The following is a 26,622-nucleotide window of genomic DNA, read 5'->3' as shown; positions in this document are numbered from 1 at the left end:
GATCTCCCGCCGAACCTCCAGCGCCCTTGGAATCGCCGCGCCTGCTGCGTCGGAATGCCGCCCAAGCCGTTCGCAGCCTTCGGCAGCGGCTACAGGTTTTTCACAACGACAGCGGGTAACTGACGATCAACCGGGTCTGGTCGAAGTCGCTGTTGAAGCTGCGCCGGTTGGTGGCGTTGTTCAGCCGCAGGTTGAGGTTCTTCAGGCTGCCGCTCTGCAGGGTGTAGCCGATTTCGGTATCGCGCTCCCACTCATGGCCATCCTTGCCGGCCTTGGTGGTGGCGTTGTCGCCACGCCCGTAACGCACCATGGCCAGTAGCCCGGGAACCCCGGAAGCGGCGAAGTCATAGTCGTAGCGCAGTTGCCAGGAACGCTCGCCGGCGTTGCTGAAGTTGCCGTTGAACATGTCGTTGCCCAGGGTCCGGCCGCTGCTGCCGTAGACCGACATCCAGGGGCTGTCGCCACTGACCTTCTGCACCCCCAGGTACAGCGTGTGCCCGGCCCTCGCCGCGGAGAACAGGCCATAGGCGGTGTGGCTGTCGATGCGGCCGATGCGCGCGCTGCCATCGTCGCGATCGATGAAGTAACCCAGGTTGCCCCCCAGCACCCAATCGCCCACCGGCTGTTTGTGCTGCAGGTTGAAGTAGCTCTGGCGGTAGATGTCCTGCAGTTGCGAATGCCAGGCGCCGAACAGGGTGTGCTGCTGGTTGAAGCGGTAGTCGGCACCCACATAGTTGAAACCATCGGACTTCACCCCAGGCGCGGCCCAGGCCGACAGGTCCTGCATGTCTGACGAGTTGCGCAGGCTCACGGCCCGGTACTGCCCGGCCTGCAGGCCCAGGCCGTCAATCTCGCGGGACACCAGCATGGCCCCGCGAAAGGTCTGCGGCAGCAGGCGGCCATCGTCATAGCGCAGCAGCGGCACATCCGGCAGCAGTTCGCCGAGCTTGAACTCGGTGGCGGAAATCCGCGCCTTCAAGGCCGCCCCGGCGCGGCCGAAATTATCCGCGGCGCGGCCATCGTCGTGCACCGGCAGCAACTCCGAACCGCTGACCTGGCGGCTGCTGTCGAGCTTGAGGCCGAACAGGCCGATGGCATCCAGGCCAACCCCCACGGTGCCTGGGGTGTAACCAGAACTGAACTTGAGGATGAAGCCTTGGGCCCACTCCTCGATCTGCCCCTTGGGCGCGTCGTGGTCGCGAAAATCCCGGTTGAAGTAGTAGTTGCGCAACAGCAGGTCGGTCTTGCTCCCCTCGAAGAAACCACTGTCGTCGCCAGCCCAGGAAGGGCCGCACAGGCCCGCAGACAGGCAAGCCCCGACCAGGGAACGGCACAGCATCGGATGACGGGTGTTCATTATTATTGTTCTCCGCTTTGCATAGGCGCAGCCGTGCCCCGACAGGCCGGCAACGGCCCGTCCACTCACGGATGCGCAAAAAACCCGGCCTGGGCGGCCGGGGGTTATTCAGAGGGCCGGATCAGAAGGGATACTGACGCGGCCGGTGTTGCAGGCTGATCCAGTGGTCCCGGGTGAATTCGTCGATCGCCCAGTCGCCGTTGAAGCGTCCCAGCCCGGAGTTCTTCTCGCCACCGAAAGGCGCGTTGGCCTCATCGTTCACCGGCACATCGTTGATGTGAGTCATGCCGGCGCGCACCTGGCGGGCGAAGTTCACCCCGCGTTCCAGGTTGCCGGTGAACACCGCGCTGGACAGGCCGAACTCGCTGGCATTGGCCAGCTCCAGGGCATGGGCTTCGTCCCGGGCGCGCAGCAGCCCCACCAGCGGGCCGAATATTTCATGGCGCGCCAGGTCCATGTCGGCGCGCACCTCGCCGTACACATGGGGCGCCAGCAGATTGCCGTTCGCACCGCCCTCGTACAGTGGCTCGGCGCCCTGCTCGCGGGCCAGGGCGATCTTGTCCTGAAGGCCCTGCAACTGGCGGGCGTTGATCACCGGGCCGATCACGGTCTCCAGCGATTGCGGATCACCCACCTTGAGCTGCTTGACCCGGGCCACGAAGCGCTGGGCAAAGGCGTCGTACAGCCGTTCATCGACGATGATCCGGTTGATCGCCATGCAGATCTGCCCCTGGTGCAGGAACTTGCCGAACACCGCGGCGTTCACCGCTTGCTCAAGGTCAGCATCGTCGAGCACCACGAACGGGCTGTTGCCTCCCAGCTCCAGAGCCACATGCTTGAGATGCTCGCCACCACTGGCGATGCGGCCGATACCGCGCCCCACCGGGGTCGAGCCGGTGAAGGTGATCAGCGCCGGCACCGGGTGCTCGACAAAAGCATCGCCAATCTCGCTGCCGGCCCCCACCACCACACTGAACACCCCAGCCGGCAGCCCCGCTTCCTCGAAGATCCTGGCCAGCAGCAGGCCGCCGCACACCGGGGTATCGCTGGCCGGCTTGACCACCACCGCGTTGCCCAGGGCCAGGGCCGGGGCGATGGAACGCTGGGTCAGGTGCAGCGGGAAGTTCCACGGGCTGATCACCCCCACCACCCCCAGGGCGCTGCGGTAGACGCGGCTTTCCTTGCCCGGCACATCGGACTCGACAATCCGCCCATGGACCCGCGCCGGGAACGACGCTGCCTCCAGGGTAATGGCCCGCGCCGCGCCCCATTCGGCCAGGGCCTTGATCCGCGTGCTGCCGGATTCGCGGATGATCCAGTCGACGATCTCTTCCTGGCGCTGGTCGAAGATCGCCACCGCCCGATGCAGCACCGCCGCGCGCTGCGACGGGCCCAGGGCCGCCCATTGCGGCTGCACCTGGGCGGCCTTGGCATAGGCCGCATCCAGGTCGCTGCGGTTGGCCTGGGCCACTTCCAGCAACAGCGCGCCGTCAAACGGATTGGTCACCGCAAGGGTCTTGCCGACGGCACCGGCGCGCCACTGTCCGGCGATGGGTTGCAGATGCAGATCGCGATAGACCGCGTTGGATTCACTCATGAAAAATCTCCTCATGGAACAGCATGCATAAACCGATGTGTCACCCAAAAACCGGCTTGTATGGGGGCGGGCTTGTGTAGGAGCTGGCTTGCCAGCGAAGACGCCCGCAAGAAACACACAAGACCCAAGGCCCTCTTCGCCGGCAAGCCGGTATCTACACGGCAGCGCGTTGTTCGATCAGCCGCAGCAGACCGAGCAGGGTTTCGGTGTGGGGCACCGCCACCCCCGCCTCTCGCGCCCGGGCCACTACCTGGCCGTTGATCGCGCCGATTTCCGTGGGCCGCCCGGCCAGCACGTCCTGCAGCATCGAGGGCTTGTGGGTGCGGTGGTTGGCCATGGCAAAGGCCACGCTATCCAGGCAGCGCTGGGCATCCAGCACTATCCCCCGGGTGCCGGCCACGGCCACCACCTCCATGACGATGGCCCGGGCCAGCGCCACGCCTTCCGGCGCCGCGTCCAACTGGCCCACGGTGCAACCAGTGGCCGCGCACAGGCTGTTCAAAGCGGCGTTGAAGGCGACCTTCTCCCAGATCGAAGTCCAGACCTCGGGGTCCACCGCGCAGTTGAGCCCGGCCGCGTCCAGCACCGCCGCCACCTCTGTGCTGGCCTGGCGCTCACCCTCGTCGAGGGCCAGCATCCGGACCATGCCCTGGCCGTGGGAATGCACCTGCCCCGGCCCGACCATGTCGGCCGGCCAGTTGGTCATGCCGATCAGCACCTGCCGCGGGGCCACATGCCGCGACAAGGCTTCGGCGTTGCCCAGGCCGTTCTGCAGGGTCAGCACCCGGGTGTGCCCGGCGATATGCCCGGCCACACTGCGCAAGGCGCTGTCGGTGTGCAGTGTCTTGGTGAAGACCAGCAACAGGTCCGGGTGCCCGCTGGCCTGTTCCGGGCGGCAAGCATTGAGGCCGGTGATGCGCCGCTCGCCGTGGTCGGTCGCCAGCAACAGGCCATCGCGCTGGATCGCCGCAAGGTGCGCGTCATTGATGTCCAGCAGCGTTACCTGCTGCCCGCTTTCCGCCAGCAGGCCGCCAAACAGCGAACCCATGGCGCCCGCGCCGAGAATGGTGATGTGCATCGAACCTCCTGATTGAATGGCCGTTTCAAGGACTGCGTTCATGACTGGCCCGGCAGGCGCCGGGGAATGTGCCGGCGCACGATCAGCAGCGCGAGCAAGGCCATGAGCATCACCGAGCCCAGCAGCGTCAGGTACCCATGGGCCCCGCCCTGGGTGATCACCAGGGCCCCGGCGAAGGCACTGAGGATCGCCCCCAGGCGCCCGAAGGCCAGGGCCGAAGCGGTGCCGGTAGCGCGCACGCCGGTCGGGTAGATGAAGGCGCACAGCGCGTACATGGTGGACTGCACCGCATTGACGAACAGGCCGTGCACGCCGAAACCGAAAATCAGCAGACCGGTGTTCTGGTGGATATCCACCACCTGCAGCAGGAAGGCGCTGGCCGCGCCCCCGGCACAGCAGATCAGCAGCGGCCAGAACGAGCCCCAACGGGTGATGGCCAGCGCACAGACCAACGCACCGATGACCCCGCCGAGGTTGTAGGCGGTCAACCCGGAACCGGCCACCGACAGCTCCAGGCCTTCGGCCAGGAGCATGGTCGGTAGCCAGCTGAAGGCGCTGTAGACCGCGGTCAGGCACATGAAGAAGGCCACCCAGAGGGCCAGGGTGTCGCGTCCGTAGCCCTGGGCGAACAAGGCGCGGAAACCGCCCTGCTTCTCGCTCTTCTGCTCCAGGGCATCGCTGTAGCTCACCCCCGAGGCCATGGGCCGCCCCATGCGCCCCAGCAGGGCGTTCAACTCAACCCAGCGCTGCGGTCGACGCGCCAGGAAACGCGGCGACTCCGGCAGCGTCGCCAGCAACACGAAGCCCAGCACGATGGGCAGGCTGCCACCAATGAAGAACAGCGTGCGCCAGCCATAGAGCGGCAACACATGGGACGCGAACAGCCCCGCCAGCATCCCGCCCAGGGGCACGCAGACAATGGTCGCGGTCACCGCCAGGGTGCGCCGCCGCGCCGGGGTGAATTCGGCCGTCACCGTGGTCGCGCTGGGCAGCGCGCCACCGATGCCCAGCCCGGCGATAAAGCGCAGCACCGCCACCGCCAGCGCATTGGGCGCCAGACCAATGGCGCAGGTGGCCGCGCCGAACACGAACACGCTGGCGATGACCGCCATGCGCCGGCCGAAACGGTCGGCGAACAGCCCGGCACAGGCGCTGCCGATGCCCATGCCGATAAGCCCGGCCGCCACCGCCGGGGCGAACGCCTCGCGGGTGATGCCCCACTCCTTGATCATCAGCGGAATGGCGAAACCGATCAGTTGGCCGTCGAAGCCGTCCATGACGATGGACAGCGCCGCCAGGAACACCACCAGCTTCTGCATGCCGGTGAAGGGGCCATGGTCGAGCAAGGTGCCGATGTCGGCATGGGAGGCAGCGGAGCGCGCCGGCTGGGGCGCATTGTCGATCGCTGCAATGACCGTAGTCGTGTTCATAACCACCTCTTTTTATTCTTCTGGTGAGTCCGCAAGCTGCGGTGGGCACGGCCGGGCAGCTGGCCCGGCAACAAGACAGTCCTCAGGGTTCGATGGTCAGGGTCGGCACCTCGATCAGCACCGGGCGCTGGCCCGCCAAGGCCGCGCTCAAGGCCTCGGCAAATTCCTCGCGGGTATTGGCCTGCACCGCGTGCACGCCATAGCCGCGGCCGATGGCGCAGAAATCAAGGCCGGGCACGTCCAGCCCCGGCGCATCGCTGACCTGCAGCACGTCGGCGAACCAGCGCAGGGCGCCGTAGGTGCCGTTCTTGAGAATGATCAACACCACCGGGACCTGGTACTGGGCGGCGGTCCACAGCGCGGTGATGCCGTAGTTGGCCGAGCCGTCGCCGATGATCCCGATCACCCGCCGCTCGGGCCGGGCCAGTTGCACCCCCACCGCCGCCGGCAGGCCGAAGCCCAGGCCACCAGCCGCCGGAAAGTAGTAACTGCCGGGTTCACGCATCTCCACCCGCTGCCAGAAGGCACCGACGGTGGAGGTGGATTCCTTGACGTAGATCGCGTCCTTGGGCGCCAGCTCGTTGATCACATCGAACACGGTTTCCGGGCGCAGCAGGCCGCCGCTTTCCGCGACCGGCGCAGGCGCTGGCAAGGCTGCCGGCTGCGGCCGGTCGCACTCCGGCAGCGCCCAGACCAGGGCCTGCAAGGTCTCGGCGATGTCCCCCACCAGCGCATCGCCCATCGGCGCCCGCGCCGCCTCGGCCGGGTCGCAGGTGATGTGCAGCAGCTCAGTGCCCTCGGGCAGGTAGTCCCCCGGGGCGAACTGGTGATAACGGAACACCGGGGCGCCCACCACCAGGATCAGGTCATGCTCCGCCAGGCAGCGACTGATGCCGGCGATGGCGGCCGGCAGCACCCCACGAAAGCTCGGGTGGCGGGTCGGAAACGGGCAGCGGGACGCGGACGGCGCGACCCAGGCCGGCATACCGAGTCGTTCCGCCAGTTGCACCGCCAGGTGGTTGCTCTGGCTGCCGTCCACATCCGGTCCCAACACCAGCACCGGGTTACGCGCCGCCGCCAGGCGCTGCACCAGATGGCGCAATTGCGCCGCCGCGGGCAGCCCGGCGCTGGCCACCTGCCGCCGGGCCAGATGCTCGACCCCGGCCGGTGCCGGACGGGCCCAGTCGTCGTAGGGAATCGACAGGTACACCGGGCCCTTGGGCGCCTGGCTGGCCATATGGATGGCCTGGCTCAGGGCCCGGGGCACATCCTCGGCGCAAGCCGGTTCATGGCTCCACTTGACCAGGGGCTTGGGCAGCTGTGCGGCATCGACATTGGCCAGCATGGCTTCGACACCGATCATCGAACGCACCTGCTGGCCGGCGGTGATCACCAGCGGGCTGTGGGAGTACCAGGCATTGGTCAGCGCCCCCATGCCGTTGCCGGTGCCCGCCGCCGCGTGCAGGTTGACGAAGGCCGGCCGGCCACTGGCCAGGGCGAAGCCGTCGGCCATGCCGACCACCGCGCCTTCATGCAGGCCGAGGATGTAGCGGAAGTCTTCAGGAAAGCCCTTGAGAAAGGGCAGCTCGTTGGAACCCGGGTTACCGAACACCGTGGTCAGGCCGTGTTGCCGGAGGATGTCGTAGGAAGCGCTATGGACGGTTTTCATAGGGACCTTTGCCGCTGCTTTTTTAGAATTTGAGTTACTCTTGCAGCCGCGATGAAATTGATCAAATCGATACTATTTTTATTAAAAATAAGATCCATCTATATCCATGAGGCAACATGAGCCACATCGATCTGAACCTGATCCGCACCTTCGTCACCCTCTATGAGGCCCGCAGCGTGACCCTGGCCGCCGAGCGCCTGTTCGTCACCCAGCCCTCGGTCAGCTACGCCCTGGCGCGGCTGCGCGAGCTGTTCGACGACGGCCTGTTCAGCCGCACCCGCGACGGCATCCAGCCCAGCCAACTGGCCGATGAGCTGTACCCGCCCCTTCGCCAATCCCTGACGCGGATCGAAAACACCGTGCACAGCACCCGCCGCTTCGACCCGGCCACCACCGAGCGACGCTTTCGCATCGCCCTCTCCGACCTCGGCGAAATGGGTTTCTTGCCGCTGATCCTGGCGCGCCTGAACCAGCAAGCGCCGGAGGCCGAAGTCGAGGTCCTGCCGTTGCAGGTGGATCAGGCCGGCGAATGGCTGAGCAGCGCCAAGGTCGACGCGTTGATCTGCCGCAAGCCCCTGACCGGCACCCGCAGCCAGGTGCTGATCCGCGAGCGCTACGTGTGCCTGCTCAGCGACCGCCACCCGCGCATCGGCACCCAACTGAGCCTGGAGCAGTTCCTCGCCGAGCGGCACATCGCCGTGACCCGCACCACCGGCCACGGCAGCGTCGAGGACGTGCTCAAGCAGATGAACGCCAAGCGCCGCATCAGCCTGCAGGTGCCGCACTTCTCGGTGCTGCCCAAGATCCTGCCCGGCACCGACCTGCTGGCGGTGCTGCCGGCGCAGATCGCCCGCCTGTTCATCCTCGAAGGCGGCCTGCAGCAACTGGAGCTGCCGTTCCCGGTGGGGGAATTCGACGTGTCCCTGCACTGGCACCCCAACAGCGACAGCTCCGCCGCCCTGACCTGGTTCCGCCAGACCGTGGCCGCGGCGATCATCGACGGCCAGTCTTGAAGCGGCGCCCGCTGCCGCTTCCAGTTTCGCGGGCTAGGCCAGGGCTGCCTGCGCCTGCGGCGACGCCGGTCGCAGCCACAACAGGCAACCGGCCGCCAGCACGAAGACCACGGCAAACACCCCATACAGGTGCAGGGGCTGCCAGCCGGCATCCAGCAGCACCCCGGCCACCGTCGGCGAGACAATCGCGCCAATGCGCCCGATGCCGATCCCCCAGCCCACCCCGGTAGCCCGCACCGAAGCGTCGTAGACCACCGGCGACAAGGCATAGAGCCCGGCCACGCAGCCGTTGGCGAACAGCCCGATCAGTAGCCCCAGGCCCAGGGCCGCGGCAATCGACGAAGCACTGCCGACAAACAGCACCAGGAGCCCGGCGGTCACCAGCATGAACAGCGACAGCACCCGGGTCAGCGGCCAGCGCGAGGACAAGCCGCCGATCAGCGCCGCGCCGAAGATCCCGCCGACACTCAGCAGCACCCCGCCGGTGATCCCCTGCTGCGCCGAAAGCCCAGCGGCCACCAGCAGTTTCGGGGTCCAGCTCATGACGAAGTAGAAGCCGAACATCACCAGGAAAAACAGCAGCCAGATCAGCAGCGTGGTGCGCCGCATCGGCCCGGCGAACAGCTGGCCAAAGCCACTGACAGCGCCCTCCTCGCGCAGCGCCGCAGCGGGCAGCCGCGCCAGTTCCGGGTGGCCCAGGCGCTGGGCCAGGCGATTGACCCGCAACAAAGCGTCGGCCGGGCGCCGGGCCAGGAGAAAGTCCAGGGATTCAGGGAGCCAGAGCAGCACCAGAGGGATCACCAGCAAGGTGACGATGCCGCCAAACACAAACACCGAGCGCCAGCCCCAATGGCTCAGCAACCACACCGCCAGCAAGCCGCCCAAGGTGGCCCCCAGGGCATAGCCGGTGGATTGCAGGCTCACCGCCAACCCACGCCAGCGACGGCTGGCGTATTCGGCGGCGATCACATTGCTGCTGGCCAGGATGCCGCCGATGCCCAGCCCGGTGAGGCCGCGCAACAGCGCCAGTTGCAAGGGGCTGTGGCTGGTGGCCGAAAGCAACATGCCGACACCGGACAGCAACAGGCACCCCAGAATCAGCGGCCGGCGGCCGAAGCGGTCGGCCCAGGGCGCGATAAACAGCGAACCGGCGGCCATGCCGAACAACCCGGCACTGAGCAGCAGGCCGACCTGCGCGCCATTGAGCTGCCACTCGGCAGACACCGAAGCGGCGGTGAAGGCCATCACCAGCACATCGAAGCCGTCGATCATGTTGAGGACGATGCAGATGCCGATCGCCAGACACTGGAAGGCGCCCATCGGGCCCTGGTCGACCCGTTGCTTGAGATCGTGGTTCATGGGCGCACCTGCCGTTCGGCCAGGACCCGAAGCGCAACACCCAAAGAACCTGTGCACACAGACAGCCAGCGCGCGCCAGCCAGGCGGCTGCACGCCGTCGATAAGACATTCATGGCGAAACCCTTTTTGTTGTTTTTATTGCCGACGGTCAGGAGGGCTCCTGCCATCGCCAGGTCGCCAATAAAGCGCTTAATGGATCCAATAACAAGAGACGAACGGGCTGAAACGGCTGAGCAAAAGGTCCCAGGCCAACCAGGGTCGGGGTTAATTTCCATAGGGATCAAATGCTTAGGTACCCGACAAGGCACCGGGATTAGCGGGCGATTATCGACCAGCACCGTTCGGGCAGGCGACGAGCCCCACTACCAGGCTCACCGCCAAACAAGCCTGTGGCGAGGGAGCTTGCTCCCGTTCGGTGGCGCAGCCGGCGCAAGGGCTGCTGGCGCGCCAGGCCGAAAACCCTCGGAGGCCGCAGATGGGGGCGCTGCGCACCCCAGCGGGAGCAAGCTCCCTCGCCACAAGGCGTGGTTCGCTTCGATATTGGATCCAATAGCCTGCATCACCTCAGATAAAGGCCAGCGCCGCCCGGGCGTTGCGCACCGCCGTCATCCGCTGCTCGACCTGGGGCAACAGGTAGCTGAAAAAGAACCCCGCCGTCGCAAGCTTGGCCCCGCGCAGCGGATCGCCCTCGGGCAGATTTCGCGAGACCCGCGCCGCCCGGGCCCAGGCCAGCGCCAATAGGCTCAAGCCACACAAGGCGAGAAAATCCCCCGCCGCGCGATACGGGTACTCGGCATCCTCGAGCGCCCACTGTTGCACCTCGCCTACCAGCCCCTGCAATGCCTCGGCCAGATCCGCCAACGGCCGGGCAAAGCCCGCGCATCCGGCCACCGCGGCGCCCTGCCCGGCCTCATCGCGCAGTTGCTCAAGCAACAGCGCGAAGCCCTGCCCGCCATCCCCCAGCACCTTGCGCAGCAGCAGATCGTTGGCCTGAATCTCGTTGCTGCCTTCGTAGATCATGGCGATACGGCTGTCGCGCAGGGTCTGCTCGATGGCGAACTCGGCGACGTAGCCGTAGCCGCCAAAGACCTGCAAGGCGTTGCTGGCCTGGCGAAAACCCTGCTCGGTAAAAAAGGCCTTGATGATCGGCGTCAGCAGTTGCGCCAGCTGATCGGCCTGGCGCCGGGCCAGTGGCTCGGGGTGATGCTCGGCCTGATCCAGCAGGTGCGCGACCCAGTAGCCGATGGCCCGCAAGCCTTCGCTGGTGGCGCGCAATTCCAGAAGCACGCGGCGCATGGCCGGGTGGTAGCGAATCGGATCGGCAGCCTGGGCGGCGCCCCCGGCGGGGCGCAATGGCGCACGCATCTGCTGGCGTTCACCGGCGTACGCCAGGGCGTTCTGCCACGCCGCTTCGACATGCCCCAGGCCTTGCAGACCCACGTGCAGACGCGCCGAATTCATCATCACGAACATCGCCGCCAGACCGCGATTGGCCTCGCCCACCAACCAGCCCTGGGCCGCATCGAACACCAGGGAACAGGTGGCGCTGCCCTTGATCCCCATCTTGTGTTCGATGCCGTCGCAGCGCACGCCGTTGTCCTGGCCCTGCTCCAGGCGCTTGGGCACCAGGAACAGCGAGATCCCCCGGCTGCCCTCGGGCGCGTCCGGCAACCGGGCCAGCACCAGGTGCAGGATGTTGTCGGTGAGGTCGTGCTCGCCACCGGAGATGAACAGCTTGCTGCCGCTCAGGCGATAACTGCCGTCGGCTTGCGGCTCGGCCCGACAACGCAGCAGGCCGACATCACTGCCAGCCTGGGGCTCGGTCAGGCACATGGTGGGCAGGCTCGCGCCGCTGATGATCGCGGGCAGGTAGCGCTCCTGGAGCCAGGGCGCGCCGTGGGTCTTCAGACACAGGTAGGCGCCGTGGGCGATGCCGGTGTACATGGCCCAGGCATGGTTGCTGGCGTAGAGCATCTCTTGCAGCGCCGCGTCCAGCAGTTGCGGCAGGCCCTGGCCACCCAAGGCTTCGGCGCAGGCCAGGGCCGGCCAGCCACCCTCGACATAGGCCCGATAGGCCTCGGCAAACCCCTCTGGGGTGCTGACCTGTCCATCCGCCCACCGGCAGCCCTGGCGATCGCCGCTGGCATTCAGCGGCGCCAGTACGCCCTGGCTGAAACGCGCCGCCTGCTCCAGCACCTGCAGCGCCAGGGGCAGGTCCAACGCCTCGAACGCCGGGCTGCGACGCCAGGCTTCGGGGGCCTCCAGCCAGTGCTCAAGGACAAATTGCATATCGCGCAGCGGCGCCTGGTAGCTCCACATGGGGACACCTCATCGAGTAGAAATAGAGTGGCCCGCCAGGGACGGCGGGCCGATCGGGCTCAAGCGCGCCAGGCCGGGTTTTCGATCAGCAGCGCCATGCCCTGGCCACCGCCCACACAGGCCGCGGCGATGCCGTAGCGCAGGTTGTGCTCGCGCAGTTGCCGGGCCAGGGTCAGCACCAGGCGCAGGCCGCTGGCGGCCAGCGGATGGCCCAGGGCCAGGGAGCCGCCCTGGACATTCAGCCGATCGCCGTCCAGTTCCAGCTCCCGGGCCACGGCCAACACCTGGGCTGCCTGGGCCTCGTTGATTTCAAGGCGACCGATCTGCCCAAGGCTCAGGCCACTGCGTTGCAACAGCAGGCGGATCGCCGGGGCCGGACCGATGCCCATGAACTCCGGCGCCACCCCGACCACCGCGCTGGCCCGCAACAGCGCCAGGGGCCGGTCGCTGCACGCCGAGGCCCGCCCGACCAGGGCCGCCGCCGCGCCATCGACCACCGCGCAGCTGTTGCCGGCGGTCTGCACCCCGCCTTCGTGGATGGTTCGCAATCGCGCCAGGTCAGACCGTTCACTGGGGCGCGGATGGCTGTCCTGGCTGACCCTCTCGACCCCGCGCGGCAGGCGAATGCCGCGCGCTTGATAGCCGTCGAGTTCGAAGCGCTGCTGGCTCACGGCGACGATTTCCGCCGCGAACCAGCCCGCTTGCCGAGCGGCCAGGGCCCGCTGATGACTGGCGCAGGCGTAGCCATCTACGGCTTCGCGGGTCAGGCCGTAACGCCGCGCCAGGTTGTCGGCGGTGGCGATCATGTCCAGCCCCGGCGCCGGGTCGTACAGCGCCTCCCATAAAAAGTCCTTGAACTGCACCGCCGCTCCCAGGCGAAAGCCGCCGCGATGGGTGTAGGCGGCAATCGGGTTGCGCGACATCGACTCACTGGCCACGCACAACGCCAGTTGCACCTCGCCGCGCAGTTGCTCGGCGGCCTGACGCAACAGCTCGAAACCGGTGGCGCAGATGCGCTGCACCCCCAGGGCCGGCACCGCTTGCCCGACCCCGCTGTACAGGCCGATGTGCCGGGGCAGCAGGTAGGCGTCGAAACTGGCCTGGGCCATGGAACCGGCCAGCACGCTGTCCACCGCCTGCGGCTCGATGCCGGCCCGGGCCAGGACCTCGCGCCCGACCTTGATCCCCAGGTCGATCGGCGAGATCTCGGCCAGGTCCCCGCCGAGGTCGACCCAGGGCGTGCGCACCGCCTCAAGGATCGCCACGTCGGCAAACCCGCTGTACTGCCCGGCACCGCTCATGGCTTGGGCTCGGCGCGCAGGATCGACGGCTCGCGGCCGCGATACAGGTTCTCGACCTGCTCGGCACGCCACTGCAGCACCGCGCGCTGGTTGATCGAGCCCTTGTCGGTGATCTCCCCACGGTCGATGGACGCCGGCTCCACCTGCAGCGCGATCCACTCCAGGCGGCTGGCATTGCCGCTGGCCTCGCGATTCAGGCGCTGCAACCAGTCGCCGAACCACTGGCGCACCGGCGCGCTGGCCAGCACCTGGGCCTCGCAGGCCTCGGCGCCCAACCCCGCCAGCCGCCGGCACTCATACAGGCGCGGGAACACCAGGGCCCCCAGGCACTCGCGGTCGGGGGCGGCCACCACCAGGTCCTGGACATAGGGCGCGCCTTCGAGCACCGCGCGATTGCGCAGCGGGCCGACGCTGACGAACACCCCGGACGACAACTTGAAGTCCTCGGCGATGCGCCCGTCGAACATCAGCCCCAGTTGCGGGTCGGCGGCGTCGGCGAGCTTGAGCGCATCCCCCGAGCAGTAGAAGCCCTGGGCATCGAACACCTCGGCGGTCTGCTGCGCCGCGCGCCAGTAGCCGGGCATGATGTGCGGCCCGCGAAAACGCCCTTCGAGCTTGCCATCCACCGGCACCAGGCGCACCTCGCAACCCGGCGCCGGCAGGCCGATGTAACCGGCCATCGACAGCGGCCCGGTGGTGAAGGTGCAAGACGGCGCGGCCTCGGTCATGCCGAGCCCGGCCATCATCCGGATGCGTTCGCCGCAATGCTGCTCGGCGACCCGGTCCAGGCGATCCCAGACACTTTGCGAAAGCCCGGCGGCGGCGAAGAAAAACAGGCTCATGCGCTTGAAAAAACACTCGCGCAGCTCGGCATCCTGCTCCAGCGCGTTGACCAGTTCCTCCCAGCCCTTGGGCACGGTCAGGTAGGCGGTGGGGGAAATCTCCTTGAGGTTGCGCAGGGTTTCAGCGAAGCCCTGGGCCGTGGGCTTGCCCTCGTCCAGGTAAAAAGTGCCGCCGTTGTAGAGCACGATGCCGACGTTATGGCTGCCGCCGAAGGTGTGGTTCCACGGCAGCCAGTCCACCAGCACCGGCGGCTCTTCACCGAACACCGGAAAGGTCTGCAGCAGCATCTGCTGGTTGGCGCAGAGCATGCGCTGGGTGGTGATCACCGCCTTGGGCAGCTTGGTCGAGCCCGAGGTGAAGAGAAACTTGGCGATGCTGTCCGGGCCGGTGGCGGCAAAGGCTGCATCGGCCTCGGCGCCACCGGGCTCGGCCAGCAGGCTGGCGAAGCTCGCCTGGCGCCGCCCCGGCACCTGGCCACGCACGCTGATCAGCGGCGTCTCGGGCGGCAGCACCGCGTCGATGGCCCGCTGGTAGGCGCTGGCGTCGCTGACGAACACCAGCCCCGGCTGCAACAGGTCGCAGACATGGCGCAGCTTGGCAAAGTCCTGGGACAGCAGCGAATAGGCCGGCGACACCGGGCAATAGGGAATCCCGGCGTACATCGCGCCCAGGGCCAGTTGCAGGTGTTCGATGTCATTGCCCGAAAGCAGCGCCAGCGGCTTGTCGGCCGACAGGCCGTAACGAAGCAGGCCCTGGGCGATGGCGCGCACGCTGTCGAGCATCTGCCCATAGCTGACACGGCGCCAGTCGCCACCGGCCTCGCGGGCGGCAATGAAGGTCTGCTCGGGGCGCACCCGGGCCCAGTGCAGCAGGCGATCGAGCAAGCGATCGGGCAAGGGCGCCAGCGGCTCCAGCGAGCGCATGTGCAGCACGCCCTGCTCTTCACTGACGGCAACCGCCGGCCGGCCAATGGACACCTGGCGATAACGCGGCGGCTCGGCCACGGGTGGGGATGGCGCTCTGGATTGGCAACTCACGTACATGTCCTCCATCAAGGCACGCCTGCGCCGCGCACGCAGGGCGACAGCTGGCAAGCGTGGCAGCCGCTGGCTGCGGCCTTGTTATTGTTGTCTGGCCTGTACACGAGCGCGGTCGCAAAAGCACCGCGCCCGTGGCGACGGATCAGATCGGGTAGTGCCGCGGGCCGTGCTGCAAGGTGACCCAGCGCAATTGGGTGAAGTGCTCGATCGAGGCCTTGCCGCCAAAACTGCCGTAGCCGCTGGACTTGACGCCGCCAAACGGCATCTGCGCTTCGTCGTGCACGGTAGGGCCATTGATATGGCAGATACCCGACTCGACCCGTTGCGCCAGGGCCAGGGCACGCCCGGTGTCGCGGCTGAAAATCGCCGCCGACAGGCCGAACTCGGAATCGTTGGCCAGACGCAACAGCTCTTCATCGCCGCTGCCACGCAGCAGCACCGCCACCGGTCCGAAGGACTCCTCGCGGTACAGGCGCATCGACTCGGTGACGCCGTCGAGCAGGGTCGGCTGCAGGATACTGCCGTCCAGTTGCCCGCCCACCACCAGCCGCGCGCCCTGCTCCAGTGCGTCGTCGATCAGCGCCTTGATGCGTGCCCCGGCACTGACATCCACCAGCGAGCCGAGCAGCGAGTCCGCGGCCGACGGGTCGCCGGCACGCAAGGTCGCGACCTTGGCCGCCAGCTTGGCGACAAAGGCATCGGCGACCTTGGCATCGACGATCAGGCGCTCGGTGGACATGCAGATCTGCCCCTGATTGAAGTAGGCGCCAAACGCCGCGGCCGCCACGGCGGCGTCCAGGTCGGCGTCGTCCAGCACCAGCAGCGGCGCCTTGCCGCCCAGTTCAAGCAGGGCCGGCTTGAGGTGGCGCGCCGCCAGTTCACCGACAATCCTCCCGACATGGGTCGAACCGGTGAAGTTGACCCGGCGCACCGCCGGGTTGGCGATCAGGCGCTCGACAATCGCCGCGGCATCGGCCGGGGCATTGCTGATGACGTTGACCACGCCATCGCCCAGGCCGGCATCCTGCAGCACCTGGCCAATCAACCGGTGCACCGCCGGGCTCAGCTCGGAGGCCTTGAGCACCACAGTGTTGCCACAGGCCAGGGGCATGGCGATGGCCCGAGTGGCGAGAATCACCGGGGCGTTCCACGGGGCGATGCCCAGCACCACGCCGCAGGGTTGGCGCAGGGCCATGGCGAAGCTGCCGGGGACATCCGAGGGAATGACTTCGCCGTTGATCTGGGTGGTCATCGACGCCGCTTCGCGCAGCATGTTGGCCGCCAGGCGCACGTTGAAGTCGTACCAGTTGGCCATGGCCCCGGTCTCGCCGGCGGCGGCGATGAACTCGCCGCTGCGGGCCTGCAACTGCTCGGCGGCCTTGAGCAGGCGACTGCGGCGTTCGTTGGGGGCCAGGGCCGCCCAGGCGGGGAATGCGGCCTGGGCTGCGGCCACGGCAGCGTCGGCATCGTCCAGGGTCGCGGCGGCCACGCGCGATACCACAGCGCCGGTCACCGGGTTGCGGCGTTCGAAGGTTCGACCGTCGCCGGCGGGGCGCGACTGGCCACCGATCAGCAGGGGCACGTCCAGCATGGTGATTCCTCTTGTTGTCTTTGTCGGGAATGCAGCACAGCGGTGTAGCAGTGGCGCGGCGAACAGCGGGAGGCGCCCGCCGTTCGCCGGCCGGACTCAGCGTTTATACGCCTGCAGGCCGGGCTTGATGCTCTTGTCGTCGAGAAACTGCTTCATGCCCTGCTCGCGGCCGCCTTCGGTGTCCAACAGGCGCGACTGATCCAGCTTGGCGTACAGGTAGTCTTCGTTCTGCTCCCAGGTCAGCTCGCGGCAACGCTTGAAGCCATGCTTGGCGGCACGCAGCACCACCGGGTTTTTCTCCAGCAGGTTGCGCGCCAGCTCAATGGTCACCTCACGCAATCGAGCCAGGGGCACGCTGTCGTTGACCAGGCCCATTTCGGCGGCTTTCTGCCCGCCGAAAGTCTTGCCGGTCATGATGTAGTACAGCGACTGGCGATGGCCCACGGTGTCGGCCATGGCCTTGCTCACCAGGTTGCCCGGCGGGATGCCCCAGTTGATTTCCGAGAGGCCGAAGGTCGCCTCGTCGGCGCAGATCGCCAGATCGCACGCCACCAGCGGGCTGAAGCCGCCACCGAAGCACCAGCCGTTGACCATGGCGATGGTCGGCTTGGCGTACATGCGCAGCAGTTTCCACTGCCACTGGGAGGCTTCGCGGCGGATTTTTTCCTGAAGGATCTCCGGCCCGGCATCCACCTCGCGGAAGTATTCCTTGAGGTCCATGCCGGCGGTCCAGGCCTCGCCGGCGCCGGTCAGCACCAGCACACCAGCGGCCGGGTCCTGTTCCAGGGTTTCCAGCACGTCGATCATTTCCCGGTTCAGGGTCGGGCTCATGGCGTTGCGTTTTTCCGGACGATTGAGAATGACCCAGGCAATGCCGTCTTCGATTTCGACCTTGACCGTTGTCCAGCGACCTTCGTAGTTGCTCATGGCGATGCTCTCTTGTTCTGGCTTGAAGATGGATCGAAATTAAACCGCGAAATTAGTTATGTCAATTAACTATTAATTGAATTAACCATTTTTCCTACCCCTGGATAAAATCCTTCTGCAGCGACTGCCAGCACAGGCAAACGTAGCTATCAGCGGCCGACCCCGGCAAACTGGATAGCCTTGTTAACCGACCCAGGATGTTTTTGTCATGGCCAAGCCCGCTCCCCTCGCCGACCCGCGCGAGGCCCCACCCGCCAACGCCGAGGTTCAGGCGCCGCTGGATTCGGCGCTGGACGAACTGATTGGCTACGCCATGCGTCGCGCCCAGCTCAAGCTGTTCCAGAACCTGATCGGCCGGCTCTCGGCCCACGACCTGCGCCCCGCGCAGTTCTCGGCCCTGGCAATCATCGACAGCAACCCGGGGCTGATGCAGGCCGACCTGGCTCGCGCCCTCGCCATCGAGCCGCCGCAAGTGGTGCCCCTGCTCAATAAACTGGAAAGCCGCGCTCTGGCGGTGCGGGTGCGCTGCAAGCCGGACAAGCGCTCTTACGGGATCTTCCTGAGCAAGACCGGCGAAACCCTGCTCAAGGAGCTCAAGCAGATCGCCGCGCAAAGCGACGTCGACGCCACCTCGGCCTTGAGCGCCGAGGAACGCGAAGAGCTGCTGCGCCTGCTGAAGAAGGTGTACCAGGACTGAAGCCAAGGTGCCGGCACAGGGCCGGCACGCTGAGGCAGCCAGGCTGCTGGCGGGCTTACCAGATCGGCAAGGTGTAGAGCACCAGGAAGCGGGTCTGGTTTTCATCGCGAAACGCCGCGCCCGCCGGGAAGTCATTGCGATAGATCGACTTGCGCGCCACCAGCCCGAGGTTCTTCAGCGGGCCGCTCTGCAGCACGTACCCCAACTCCATCTGAAACTCGCGCTCCTTGCGCTCGCTGGCATTGAAGGCCGCCAGCTCGATATGGTCGCCGCGCACGTAACGCAGCCGACTCTTGAGCCCGGGCACGCCGGAGGCGGCAAAGTCATAGTCGTAGATGGCTTGCCAGGTGCGCTCCTTGGCATTGAGAAAGTCCGAACTCATGGTCAGCTCGCTCATGCCCATCAACTCGGTGCCGGAGATGTAGGGCGTGGCCGTGTCGCCACTGGAATGCATGTAGCCCAGGCTCACCCGGTGCCCGCCGAACTTGTAGCCAAACAGCGCCGAGAGGTTGCGGTTGTCGACCCGGCCGGCCTTGGCACTGCCGTCTTCCCGGCTGAAAAAACTGCGCAGGTCGCTGCTCAGCACGCCATCGCCCAGGGGCAGGTTGTGCAGCAGGGCCAGAGTGTCCTGCTGGTAGAGGTCGACCACCTCGGCGTGATAGGCGCGCAGGCTGAGCGCCTTGTTGACCTGGTAATCGCCCCCCAGGTACGCCAGGTGCGAGGTGCTGGCCGTGACATTGAACCGCCGGTTGGGCGAGGCAATGGTCATGGCCTGGTAGTCGGTGGAGTCGCGCTTGTTGATGCGGTCGATATAGCCGGTATTGAGGGTCAGGCCGTCGATGTCCGTGGAGCTCAGGGTGGTGCCGCGAAAGGTCTGCGGCAGCAGGCGCGACGGGCTGGCAAAGGCGAACGGCAGGAAGATCGAGACATCGCCGGTCTTCACCGTGGTCCGGGCAAAGCGCAGTTTGGCGGTGGGCGCCAGCCGCGAGTATTCATCCACGGCGCGCTTGTCGCTGGCCGACACCGGCAGCAGCTCGGTGCCGCTGCGGTCCGGCGAGGAGTCGAGCTTGACCCCCAGCAGCCCGCGCACATCGAGGCCGAAACCGACGCGACCCTCGGTGAACCCCGACTCCATGTTCATGATGAAACCCTGGGCCCACTCCCGCGCGGCGGTCTTCGCCCCACCGTCCTGGTAGTCGCGATCCAGGTAGTAATTGCGCAGGGTCAGGGTGCCGTGGCTGTCGTCAATAAAACCCGCCGCCCAGAGTGGAGCGGGCAACAGGCTCAAGCCCAGCACGGCCAGAGCCAGCCGCGTGGGGAGACTGGGCATACAGGAAGCTGACGCCGCCGCAACGGCGTTGGTTGGGAGATTTGGCATGTCCGATGTCCATTTTTTGTTGTTGTTTTAGGTGTCGAGCGCGGGCCTGGCAGCCGACGTCACGGACAGAGAATGGAAACAGCCCAAGCCTTACGTCAACCGCAAATGACCGATAGTCGAACATTAATAATATTATCTATTTTTACGTCGAATCATGATTATTGATTTAACTAGCTGATTTGAATGCCTTTATTTACGTTTATCGATGAAATTAAGGCGCTATTCATTTTTTAGTTATCTTTGTTATCTTAATCGCCAGCCACCAACGCCGGCGCGTTCAGGCCCGGCGTCCAGTTGGCCACCACAACAAAAACAACAATGAGGTTTGCCCATGGACAGTCCATCGCGTCGTTCGACGCTGACCATCGCTTTGTGCTTTATCGTTGCGCTGATCGAGGGGTTCGATCTGCAGGCGGCCGGCACCGCCGCCGCCGGATTGCGCCAGAGCTTCGCCCTGGACCCGAAGATGATGGGCTGGGTGTTCAGCGCCGGGATTATCGGTCTGCTGCCCGGGGCCTTCTTCGGCGGCTGGGTCGCCGACCGTATCGGGCGCAAGAAGATCCTGGTCGGCGCGGTGTTGCTGTTCGGCCTATTCTCGCTGTGCACGGCCTACGTCGAGAGCTATTCGAGCCTGCTGCTGGTGCGCTTCATGACTGGCCTGGGCCTGGGCGCGGCGCTGCCCAACCTGATCGCCCTGTGCGCCGAAGCGGTGAGTGAACGCCGCCGGGGCACGGCCATCAGCGTCATGTACTGCGGCGTGCCCCTGGGCGGCGCGCTGGCGGCGGTGGTGGCGATGTTCTCCAGTGAACATTGGCAGACCACCTTCATCATCGGCGGCCTGGCGCCGCTGCTGGTGGTGCCGCTGATGGCCTGGCTACTGCCGGAATCCACTGCCTTTCGCCAACACAGCGCCAGCGCCGACAGCCGCCGAGCCTCCACCACCCAGGCACTGTTCGGCGAAGGTCGCGCGCGCACCACGCTGGCCCTGTGGCTCAGCTACTTCTTCACCCTGACCGTGATGTACATGCTGCTCAACTGGCTGCCGTCGCTGCTGCTCGAACAAGGCTTCAGTAAACCCCAGGCGGGCCTGGTGCAGATGCTGTTCAACATCGGCGGTGCCCTCGGCTCACTGCTCGGCGGCCTGCTGCTGGACCGCTGCAACGGGCTCAAGGTGGTGCTGTTCGTCTACGCCGGGTTGCTGGCGGCGCTGGCCGGGGTCGGACTGTCAGTGGGCATCGTGCCCATGGCCATGGCCGGGTTTGCCGCCGGATTGTTCGTGATGGCCGCGCAATTGGTGCTCTATGCCCTGGCGCCACCCGCCTACCCGACCGCGGTGCGTGCCACCGGCGTCGGCGCTGCCGTGGCCATCGGTCGCCTGGGCTCGGTTGCCGGGCCCCTGGCCGCCGGGCAGATCCTCGCCGCCGGCGCCGGCACCGCCGGGGTCCTGCTGGCCACCTCGCCAGGGCTGGTCATCGCCGCCCTGTCGATCCTCACCGTCATCGCCCGGGCCAACGCCACGCCCGAACTCAAGCCGGCGCATTGAGCCGAGGCGGCAATGCGAGCCAACGCCACACCTGGGCGGCGGCAACGTCCAGAGCCACCCGGGCGTTGCCGCGCACGACGCCTTAGAACGTCAGGCAGATTTTCCCCAGGTGCGCACCCGAGGCTTCATGGGCGAAGGCCTTGGCGATCTCGGCCAGGGGGAAGGTGCTGTCGATGATCGGCTTAATCCCCGTCGCCTCCAGGCCACGAATCATCTCCACCTGGTGCTGGCGACTGCCGACGATCAAGCCCTGCAGGCGTTGCTGCTTGGCCATCAGCGCCGCGGTCGGCACCGGCCCGGCCCAACCGGTGAGCACACCGATCAGGGCAATATGCCCGCCGATGCGGCAAGCGGTGATGGACTGCGGCAAGGTGCCCGGCCCGCCGACTTCCACCACATGGTCGACGCCCCGGCCGCCCGTCAGCTTGAGCACTTCGTTGCCCCATTCAGGCTGGGTGCGGTAGTTGAGGGTGTGGTCGGCGCCCAGCTCGCGAACCTTGGCCAGCTTGGCGTCCGACGAAGAGGTGGCAATCACCGTAGCGCCCATGGCCTTGGCCAGTTGCAGGGCGAAGATCGACACGCCGCCGGTGCCCAGCACCAGCACGGTTTCCCCGGCCTTGAGCCCGCCGTCCACCACCAGGGCCCGCCAGGCCGTGAGACCGGCGGTGGTCAGGGTCGCCGCTTCGGCATGGCTGTAGCCCTTGGGCGCATGGGTGAACCAGTGGCTGGGCTGGATCACCACTTCACGGGCATAACCGTCGACGCCATCGCCCGGGGTGGTGCTGAAGTCGGCGATGGCCGGGCCACCGTCATGCCAGTGGGGGAAGAAGCAGGAAACCACCGAATCCCCCACCTGGAACTCCGTGACCCCGGCGCCCACCGCGTCCACCACCCCGGCGCCGTCGGCCATGGGAATCCGCCCGTCGGCGGTGGGCAGTGCGCCGGTCACCACGGCGTAGTCATGAAAGTTCAGCGAACAGGCATGAATACGCACACGGATCTCACCGGCACCGGGCTGGCCAGGATCGGCCAGCGCCACGACTTTGAGGTTGTCCAGGGATGCCGGCAGGCTGAGCTTGATGGCGTGCATGGGGTGCTTCTCCACAGATCGGTAATGTCTTCAAGACCGACGCTCAAGGCGTCGGCGCAACCAGGGGGCTCACCCTAACACCGAACCGGCCCGCCCCTCACGCCAAACTCGGGCCGCAACAGGACCAGACAGGGTCTGGCGATGCCCCAGGCGGCAGTGCCCGGGCAATAAAAAACCGAGCGCACACTAATGAGAAGCATTACCATAAACCGTCATTTCATCCGCCTCGACCCTGGAAGCTTTCTCGATGGTGCCCAACTCCTCGCTACAGCACGCCGTGGGCGAGCTCTACGTCCAGCATCACAACTGGGTAGTGCAACTGCTGCGACGCAAGCTCGGTAACCAGGACCAGGCCATGGACCTGGCACAGGACACCTTCCTGCGGATTCTGCGCAGCGAACAACTGCCGGTACTGCGTGAACCCCGGGCCTATCTGAACACCGTGGCCAGCCGACTGTGCGGCCAGTATTTCCGCCGCCAGGCCCTGGAGCGGGCCTACCTTGAATCCCTGGCGCAGTTGGAACCGCAACACCAGCCCTCACCGGAAACCCGCCTGCTGGTGCTCGAAGCCCTGGACGCCGTGGGTCAGGTGCTGGACGGTCTGGGCCATCGGGTGCGGGACGTGTTTCTGCTGTCCCAACTCGAAGGCCTGACCTACCCGCAGATTGCCGAGCGCCTGCAGCTCTCGGTCAACGTGGTACAGAAAGCCATGCTCAAGGCCTACCGCCACTGCTATGCGGCGGTGTACCCGGCATGAGCGCCTTTAAGCCCATGGACGATCAGGGCGCGGTGGATCACCGCGTACTGGATCAGGCCCTGGAATGGCTGGTGCTCCTGCAGTCGGGCACCAGCAGCGCCGAGCAACAGGCCGGGTGCCTGGCCTGGCGCCGGGCCGACCCGCAACATGAATTGGCCTGGCAACGCCTGGCCGGACTCGGCCAGGACCTGCGCGACAGCACCCGCAGCCTGCCCGCCGCTCGCACCCGGCAGTTGCTCCAGGCCCGCAGCCACCCTTCGCGGCGCACCTTGCTCAAGGGCGTCGTCGGCCTTGGAGTGGTGGCCGCCAGCAGTTGGAGCGTGCGCGAGCGGCTGCTGTTGCCGCAGTTGTTCAGCGACTACCACACCGCCACCGGCGAACGCCGCCAACTGCAACTGGCGGTCGGCACGGCGCTGCAGCTGGACACCCGCACCACTCTGGATCTTCAGGACCGTGTGCAAGGACCGCAACTACGGCTCAACAGTGGACGCCTGCTGCTGACCCTGGGCAACGCCGCGCCAGTGCGGGTCGTCACCGCCGAAGCCAGGATCCACCTGGCACCGCTGTCGCAGTTGATGGTCAGCGTCGGCCTGCCGGGACACCGCGGCACCCGGGTGCAACTGCTGAGCGGCAGTGCCTCGGTCAGCCTGGGTCAGGGGCCCGGACAGGTCCTGGGCCCGCGCCAGCAGGTGGACATCGAGCAACGCATGAGCCTCGTAACGCCAGTGGCCGCCGCAGCCAGCGCCTGGACTCAGGGCCTGCTGATCGCCGAACGCATGCCATTGGGCGAGGTGATCGCCGAACTCGACCGCTATCGTCCGGGCCTGCTGCGCTGCGCCGCCGAGGTCGCCGGGCTGCGGGTGTCCGGTTCGTTCTCCCTCGACCAGCCGGACGCCAGCCTCGACTTGCTGGCCCGAACCCTGCCCATTCGCATTCAGCGGGTCATGGGCTATTGGGCCTCAGTGACGGCGGCCTGATTTTTTTCCAGGAAGGCGGCAGTTTTTCCAATCTCACGCATCAAGACCAGGGAAGAAGCTGGAAAACAGCTCAGCGCCAACCCTTCCCAACCCATGGACTTTCTTATGCACATCCGCCTCACGCCCCTTGCCGCGGCCCTGCGCCCGTTCCTCATCGGCCTGTCGATCGCCAGCACCAGCCTGCCGCTGCTGGCCGCCGAGGCCAACGCCGAAGTGGCTGACCGCCAGCGCCACGACTACGCAATCGCCCCAGGCAACCTGGATCAGGTACTGGGCGCCTTCGGCCAGCAATCCGGGGCCATGATCGCCGTCGATGCCAGCCTCAGCGCCGGCAAGCACAGCCCAGGCCTGAGCGGCCGCTTCGCCATCGGTGAAGGCCTGCAACGCCTGCTGGCGCCCCTGGGCCTGCAAGCGGTGGCCGAAGGGGCGGGCTATCGAGTGCTCAGGGCCGGCGGCGAACGCGTGGAACTCGGCACCACCACCGTCAGCACCAACCAGTTGGGAACCATCACCGAAGGCTCCGGCTCCTACACCCCCGGCACCATCGCCACCGCCACCCGGTTGGTGCTGACACCCCGGGAAACCCCGCAGTCGATCTCGGTGGTCACCCGCCAGGCCATGGACGATTTCGGCCTCAATTCCATCGACGACGTGATGCGCCATACCCCAGGCATCACCGTGGCCACCTACGACAGTGACCGCACCAGCTACTTCTCTCGCGGCTTTGCCATTCAGAACTTCCAGTACGACGGGATTCCGATCCTGCAGGACGCGCAGTACTCCTCGGGCCACACCCTCACCGACACGGTGATCTACGACCGCGTGGAAATACTCAAGGGCGCCACCGGCCTGCTCACCGGTGCCGGTGGCCCCGGCGGCACCATCAACATGGTGCGCAAGAAACCCACCGCCGAATTCGCCGGGCATATCGACCTGGGGGCCGGTTCCTGGGACAACTACCGCTCGCAGGTCGATGTCAGTGGCCCCCTGACCGACAGCGGCAATGTCCGCGGACGGATGGTCGCCGCCTATCAGGACAAGAAATCCTTCCTTGACCACTACCAGCGCCAGACCAGCGTCTACTACGGCATCCTGGAGTTCGACCTGTCACCGGACACCCTGCTGACCGTCGGCGCCGACTATCAGGACAACGACCCCAAGGGTTCCAGCTGGTCGGGCAGCAGCTCGCTGTACGACTCCAAGGGCAATGCCATCAGCACCTCGCGCTCCTACAACAACGGCGCGAGCTGGAGCCGCTGGTCGCAATACACCCGTACCGCGTTCACCACCCTGGAGCACAGCTTTGCCAACGGCTGGGTGGCCAAGGCCCAGTACAACCACCAGATCAATGGCTACAACGCCCCCTTGGGTTCGTTGATGTCGCCCAATGCCGAGACCGGCATCGCCTCGCTGCTGACCCGCAAGTACACCGGCGAAACCGTCAGCGACAGCGGCGACCTCTACGCTACGGGGCCCTTCGACCTGCTGGGGCGCGAGCATCAGCTGGTGGTCGGGGCCTCGATCTCCAACTCGCACTGGAAAGGCCGGGACTTCACCAGCGCCACCAATCACAACAATTTCTACGACTACTTCAACTGGGACGGGCACAGCCCCAAGCCCGATTGGGGCCGCATCACCAAAAAGAACGACGAGACCACCCGCCAGAGTGCCGGCTACATGACCGCGCGCTTTAGCCTCAACGATGATCTTTCGTTGCTGCTGGGCAGCCGGGTCAACAACTACGACGTCAGCGGCACCAGCCGGACCAAGGACACCGGCAAGGTCATTCCCTACGCCGGGGTGGTCTACGACCTCGACCAGAACTTCTCCGTCTATGCCAGCTATACCGAGATCTACCTGCCCCAGGACGACTACCGCGACCGCAACGACAAGGTGCTCAAGCCCGACGAAGGCACCAACTACGAGGTGGGCCTCAAGGGCGAGTTCTTCGACGGTCGCCTGAACTCCAGCCTGGCCTACTTCGAGGTGCATGAAGAAAACCGGCCCGTGGATGACCTGGCCTATAACGCCAACCCCACCACCCCCGGGCTGGACTATGCCTCCAAGGGCATCAAGTCCAAGGCCAAGGGTTATGAAGCGGAAATCTCCGGAGAGCTTGCCCCCGGCTGGCAGCTGCAGGCCGGTTACACCCACAAGATCATTCGCGACCAGAGCGGGGCCAAGGTCTCCACCTGGGAACCGGAAGATCAGGTCAACCTCTACACCAGCTACAAACTGACCGGCAGCCTGGACAAGCTGACCCTGGGCAGCGGCGTCCGCTGGCAGGGCACCGGGTGGAAGATACTCAGCAACTACGGCAAGGGCACCGAGGAAAAATTCGCCCAGGACCCTTACTGGCTGGTGGATCTGATGGCCCGCTACCAGATCACCGAGAACGTCTCGGCCACCCTCAACGTCAACAACCTGTTCGACAAGAAGTACTTCACCAACATCGGCTTCTACAACTCGTCGTACTACGGCGACCCGCGGAATGTGATGCTCAGCACTCGCTGGAACTTCTAAAGCAGCCCCCTCGTCGTGGCCCGTCCCACCAGCGGCTGGCCACGGCATCTGTTACCCCTCCCCCCGTAGCATTTTCTAACCTTTGCCGCCGATCGCTGTGCTGAAAATGAGTGCCGTCATCCCGGCACATCTG

Annotated in this window: 20 protein-coding genes; 6 read left to right on the top strand and 14 right to left on the bottom strand. The window is 66.4% G+C overall.

Going from position 1 to position 26,622, the window contains the following annotated elements; translation table 11 throughout:
* Positions 1-100: 100 nt before the first annotated feature.
* The 5 genes from PLD_RS12965 to mdlC all read right to left on the bottom strand — a co-directional run bounded on the left by PLD_RS12965 (position 101) and on the right by mdlC (position 7,131).
* Positions 101-1,357 carry an OprD family porin gene (locus PLD_RS12965; protein ID WP_159893164.1) on the bottom strand — a complete coding sequence of 419 codons (1,257 nt, stop codon included), beginning with the start codon at positions 1,355-1,357 and terminating at the stop codon, positions 101-103.
* A gap of 121 nt (positions 1,358-1,478) precedes the next feature.
* The gene (locus tag PLD_RS12960) at positions 1,479-2,954 is read right to left on the bottom strand and encodes an aldehyde dehydrogenase family protein (RefSeq protein WP_159893162.1); all 1,476 of its coding nucleotides are present in this window, start codon (positions 2,952-2,954) and stop codon (positions 1,479-1,481) included.
* A 154-nt stretch (positions 2,955-3,108) separates the two neighbouring features.
* Positions 3,109-4,032, bottom strand: coding sequence for a ketopantoate reductase family protein (locus PLD_RS12955; protein WP_159893160.1), 924 nt, complete (start codon positions 4,030-4,032; stop codon positions 3,109-3,111).
* 38 nt (positions 4,033-4,070) lie between these two features.
* Positions 4,071-5,462, bottom strand: coding sequence for an MFS transporter (locus tag PLD_RS12950; protein ID WP_159893158.1), 1,392 nt, complete (start codon positions 5,460-5,462; stop codon positions 4,071-4,073).
* A gap of 82 nt (positions 5,463-5,544) precedes the next feature.
* Positions 5,545-7,131: a benzoylformate decarboxylase gene (gene mdlC / locus PLD_RS12945; protein WP_123394406.1), complete on the bottom strand. Its 1,587-nt coding sequence runs from the start codon at positions 7,129-7,131 to the stop codon at positions 5,545-5,547.
* 116 nt (positions 7,132-7,247) lie between these two features.
* On the opposite strand from mdlC, the gene PLD_RS12940 reads away from it, so the two are divergent.
* On the top strand, positions 7,248-8,144 hold the full coding sequence (locus tag PLD_RS12940; RefSeq protein WP_159893156.1) for a LysR family transcriptional regulator: 897 nt from the start codon (positions 7,248-7,250) through the stop codon (positions 8,142-8,144).
* A 33-nt stretch (positions 8,145-8,177) separates the two neighbouring features.
* Here PLD_RS12940 and PLD_RS12935 read toward each other — a convergent pair whose 3' ends face one another.
* From PLD_RS12935 to PLD_RS12905, 7 genes are all read right to left on the bottom strand, one after another.
* Positions 8,178-9,503, bottom strand: coding sequence for an MFS transporter (locus PLD_RS12935; RefSeq protein ID WP_123394408.1), 1,326 nt, complete (start codon positions 9,501-9,503; stop codon positions 8,178-8,180).
* Positions 9,500-9,778: a hypothetical protein gene (locus PLD_RS12930; protein WP_134929251.1), complete on the bottom strand. Its 279-nt coding sequence runs from the start codon at positions 9,776-9,778 to the stop codon at positions 9,500-9,502. The genes PLD_RS12935 and PLD_RS12930 overlap by 4 nt, the downstream gene beginning before the upstream one ends.
* A 289-nt stretch (positions 9,779-10,067) precedes the next feature.
* On the bottom strand, positions 10,068-11,822 hold the full coding sequence (locus tag PLD_RS12925) for an acyl-CoA dehydrogenase (RefSeq protein ID WP_159893154.1): 1,755 nt from the start codon (positions 11,820-11,822) through the stop codon (positions 10,068-10,070).
* A gap of 59 nt (positions 11,823-11,881) precedes the next feature.
* Entirely contained in the window at positions 11,882-13,123 is a 1,242-nt protein-coding gene (locus PLD_RS12920) for a thiolase family protein (protein ID WP_159893152.1), read from the bottom strand.
* Positions 13,120-15,003, bottom strand: coding sequence for a feruloyl-CoA synthase (locus PLD_RS12915; RefSeq protein WP_371928995.1), 1,884 nt, complete (start codon positions 15,001-15,003; stop codon positions 13,120-13,122). Before PLD_RS12915 ends, PLD_RS12920 begins: the two co-directional genes overlap by 4 nt.
* Before the next feature lie 145 nt (positions 15,004-15,148).
* A complete protein-coding gene (locus PLD_RS12910; protein WP_159893148.1) occupies positions 15,149-16,597 on the bottom strand; it encodes an aldehyde dehydrogenase in 1,449 nt (482 codons plus the stop codon).
* Positions 16,598-16,693: 96 nt separating this feature from the next.
* A complete protein-coding gene (locus PLD_RS12905) occupies positions 16,694-17,524 on the bottom strand; it encodes a p-hydroxycinnamoyl CoA hydratase/lyase (RefSeq protein ID WP_123394413.1) in 831 nt (276 codons plus the stop codon).
* Positions 17,525-17,732: 208 nt separating this feature from the next.
* Here PLD_RS12905 and PLD_RS12900 point away from each other — a divergent pair, with 208 nt between their 5' ends.
* Positions 17,733-18,221 carry a MarR family winged helix-turn-helix transcriptional regulator gene (locus PLD_RS12900; protein WP_042940954.1) on the top strand — a complete coding sequence of 163 codons (489 nt, stop codon included), beginning with the start codon at positions 17,733-17,735 and terminating at the stop codon, positions 18,219-18,221.
* Between the two features lie 55 nt (positions 18,222-18,276).
* Here the strand turns inward: PLD_RS12900 and PLD_RS12895 are convergent, their stop codons facing one another.
* Complete coding sequence (locus tag PLD_RS12895) at positions 18,277-19,599, bottom strand: OprD family porin (RefSeq protein WP_159893146.1); 1,323 nt, start codon at positions 19,597-19,599, stop codon at positions 18,277-18,279.
* 331 nt (positions 19,600-19,930) lie between these two features.
* Between PLD_RS12895 and mhpT the strand changes: the two genes are divergently transcribed.
* Positions 19,931-21,142, top strand: a complete 1,212-nt coding sequence (mhpT, locus tag PLD_RS12890) for a 3-(3-hydroxy-phenyl)propionate transporter MhpT (RefSeq protein WP_159893144.1) — start codon at positions 19,931-19,933, stop codon at positions 21,140-21,142.
* Positions 21,143-21,224: 82 nt separating this feature from the next.
* Here the strand turns inward: mhpT and PLD_RS12885 are convergent, their stop codons facing one another.
* Positions 21,225-22,232 (bottom strand): NAD(P)-dependent alcohol dehydrogenase, encoded by a 1,008-nt coding sequence (locus PLD_RS12885; RefSeq protein WP_159893142.1) that lies wholly within the window; start codon positions 22,230-22,232, stop codon positions 21,225-21,227.
* 247 nt (positions 22,233-22,479) lie between these two features.
* Here PLD_RS12885 and PLD_RS12880 point away from each other — a divergent pair, with 247 nt between their 5' ends.
* The 3 genes from PLD_RS12880 to PLD_RS12870 all read left to right on the top strand — a co-directional run bounded on the left by PLD_RS12880 (position 22,480) and on the right by PLD_RS12870 (position 26,489).
* Positions 22,480-22,989 (top strand): sigma-70 family RNA polymerase sigma factor, encoded by a 510-nt coding sequence (locus tag PLD_RS12880; RefSeq protein WP_102880219.1) that lies wholly within the window; start codon positions 22,480-22,482, stop codon positions 22,987-22,989.
* Positions 22,986-23,966 carry a DUF4880 domain-containing protein gene (locus PLD_RS12875; RefSeq protein WP_159893140.1) on the top strand — a complete coding sequence of 327 codons (981 nt, stop codon included), beginning with the start codon at positions 22,986-22,988 and terminating at the stop codon, positions 23,964-23,966. The genes PLD_RS12880 and PLD_RS12875 overlap by 4 nt, the downstream gene beginning before the upstream one ends.
* A 105-nt stretch (positions 23,967-24,071) precedes the next feature.
* On the top strand, positions 24,072-26,489 hold the full coding sequence (locus PLD_RS12870) for a TonB-dependent siderophore receptor (RefSeq protein ID WP_159893138.1): 2,418 nt from the start codon (positions 24,072-24,074) through the stop codon (positions 26,487-26,489).
* Positions 26,490-26,622 lie beyond the last annotated feature (133 nt).

The organism is Pseudomonas sp. LD120 (assembly GCF_009861525.1).
In the GTDB taxonomy this organism is placed as follows: Bacteria; Pseudomonadota; Gammaproteobacteria; order Pseudomonadales; family Pseudomonadaceae; genus Aquipseudomonas.
The sequence above is the reverse complement of the archived record's forward strand: the minus strand, read 5'-3'. Positions and strand labels throughout refer to the sequence as shown.

Coding starts and splice junctions, on each gene's coding strand:
- PLD_RS12965 (WP_159893164.1), bottom strand. CDS start 1,357: ATGAACACCCGTCATCCGATGCTGTGCCGTTCCCTGGTCGGGGCTTGC.
- PLD_RS12960 (WP_159893162.1), bottom strand. CDS start 2,954: ATGAGTGAATCCAACGCGGTCTATCGCGATCTGCATCTGCAACCCATC.
- PLD_RS12955 (WP_159893160.1), bottom strand. CDS start 4,032: ATGCACATCACCATTCTCGGCGCGGGCGCCATGGGTTCGCTGTTTGGC.
- PLD_RS12950 (WP_159893158.1), bottom strand. CDS start 5,462: ATGAACACGACTACGGTCATTGCAGCGATCGACAATGCGCCCCAGCCG.
- mdlC (WP_123394406.1), bottom strand. CDS start 7,131: ATGAAAACCGTCCATAGCGCTTCCTACGACATCCTCCGGCAACACGGC.
- PLD_RS12940 (WP_159893156.1), top strand. CDS start 7,248: ATGAGCCACATCGATCTGAACCTGATCCGCACCTTCGTCACCCTCTAT.
- PLD_RS12935 (WP_123394408.1), bottom strand. CDS start 9,503: ATGAACCACGATCTCAAGCAACGGGTCGACCAGGGCCCGATGGGCGCC.
- PLD_RS12930 (WP_134929251.1), bottom strand. CDS start 9,778: ATGGAAATTAACCCCGACCCTGGTTGGCCTGGGACCTTTTGCTCAGCC.
- PLD_RS12925 (WP_159893154.1), bottom strand. CDS start 11,822: ATGTGGAGCTACCAGGCGCCGCTGCGCGATATGCAATTTGTCCTTGAG.
- PLD_RS12920 (WP_159893152.1), bottom strand. CDS start 13,123: ATGAGCGGTGCCGGGCAGTACAGCGGGTTTGCCGACGTGGCGATCCTT.
- PLD_RS12910 (WP_159893148.1), bottom strand. CDS start 16,597: ATGCTGGACGTGCCCCTGCTGATCGGTGGCCAGTCGCGCCCCGCCGGC.
- PLD_RS12905 (WP_123394413.1), bottom strand. CDS start 17,524: ATGAGCAACTACGAAGGTCGCTGGACAACGGTCAAGGTCGAAATCGAA.
- PLD_RS12900 (WP_042940954.1), top strand. CDS start 17,733: ATGGCCAAGCCCGCTCCCCTCGCCGACCCGCGCGAGGCCCCACCCGCC.
- PLD_RS12895 (WP_159893146.1), bottom strand. CDS start 19,599: ATGCCAAATCTCCCAACCAACGCCGTTGCGGCGGCGTCAGCTTCCTGT.
- mhpT (WP_159893144.1), top strand. CDS start 19,931: ATGGACAGTCCATCGCGTCGTTCGACGCTGACCATCGCTTTGTGCTTT.
- PLD_RS12885 (WP_159893142.1), bottom strand. CDS start 22,232: ATGCACGCCATCAAGCTCAGCCTGCCGGCATCCCTGGACAACCTCAAA.
- PLD_RS12880 (WP_102880219.1), top strand. CDS start 22,480: ATGGTGCCCAACTCCTCGCTACAGCACGCCGTGGGCGAGCTCTACGTC.
- PLD_RS12875 (WP_159893140.1), top strand. CDS start 22,986: ATGAGCGCCTTTAAGCCCATGGACGATCAGGGCGCGGTGGATCACCGC.
- PLD_RS12870 (WP_159893138.1), top strand. CDS start 24,072: ATGCACATCCGCCTCACGCCCCTTGCCGCGGCCCTGCGCCCGTTCCTC.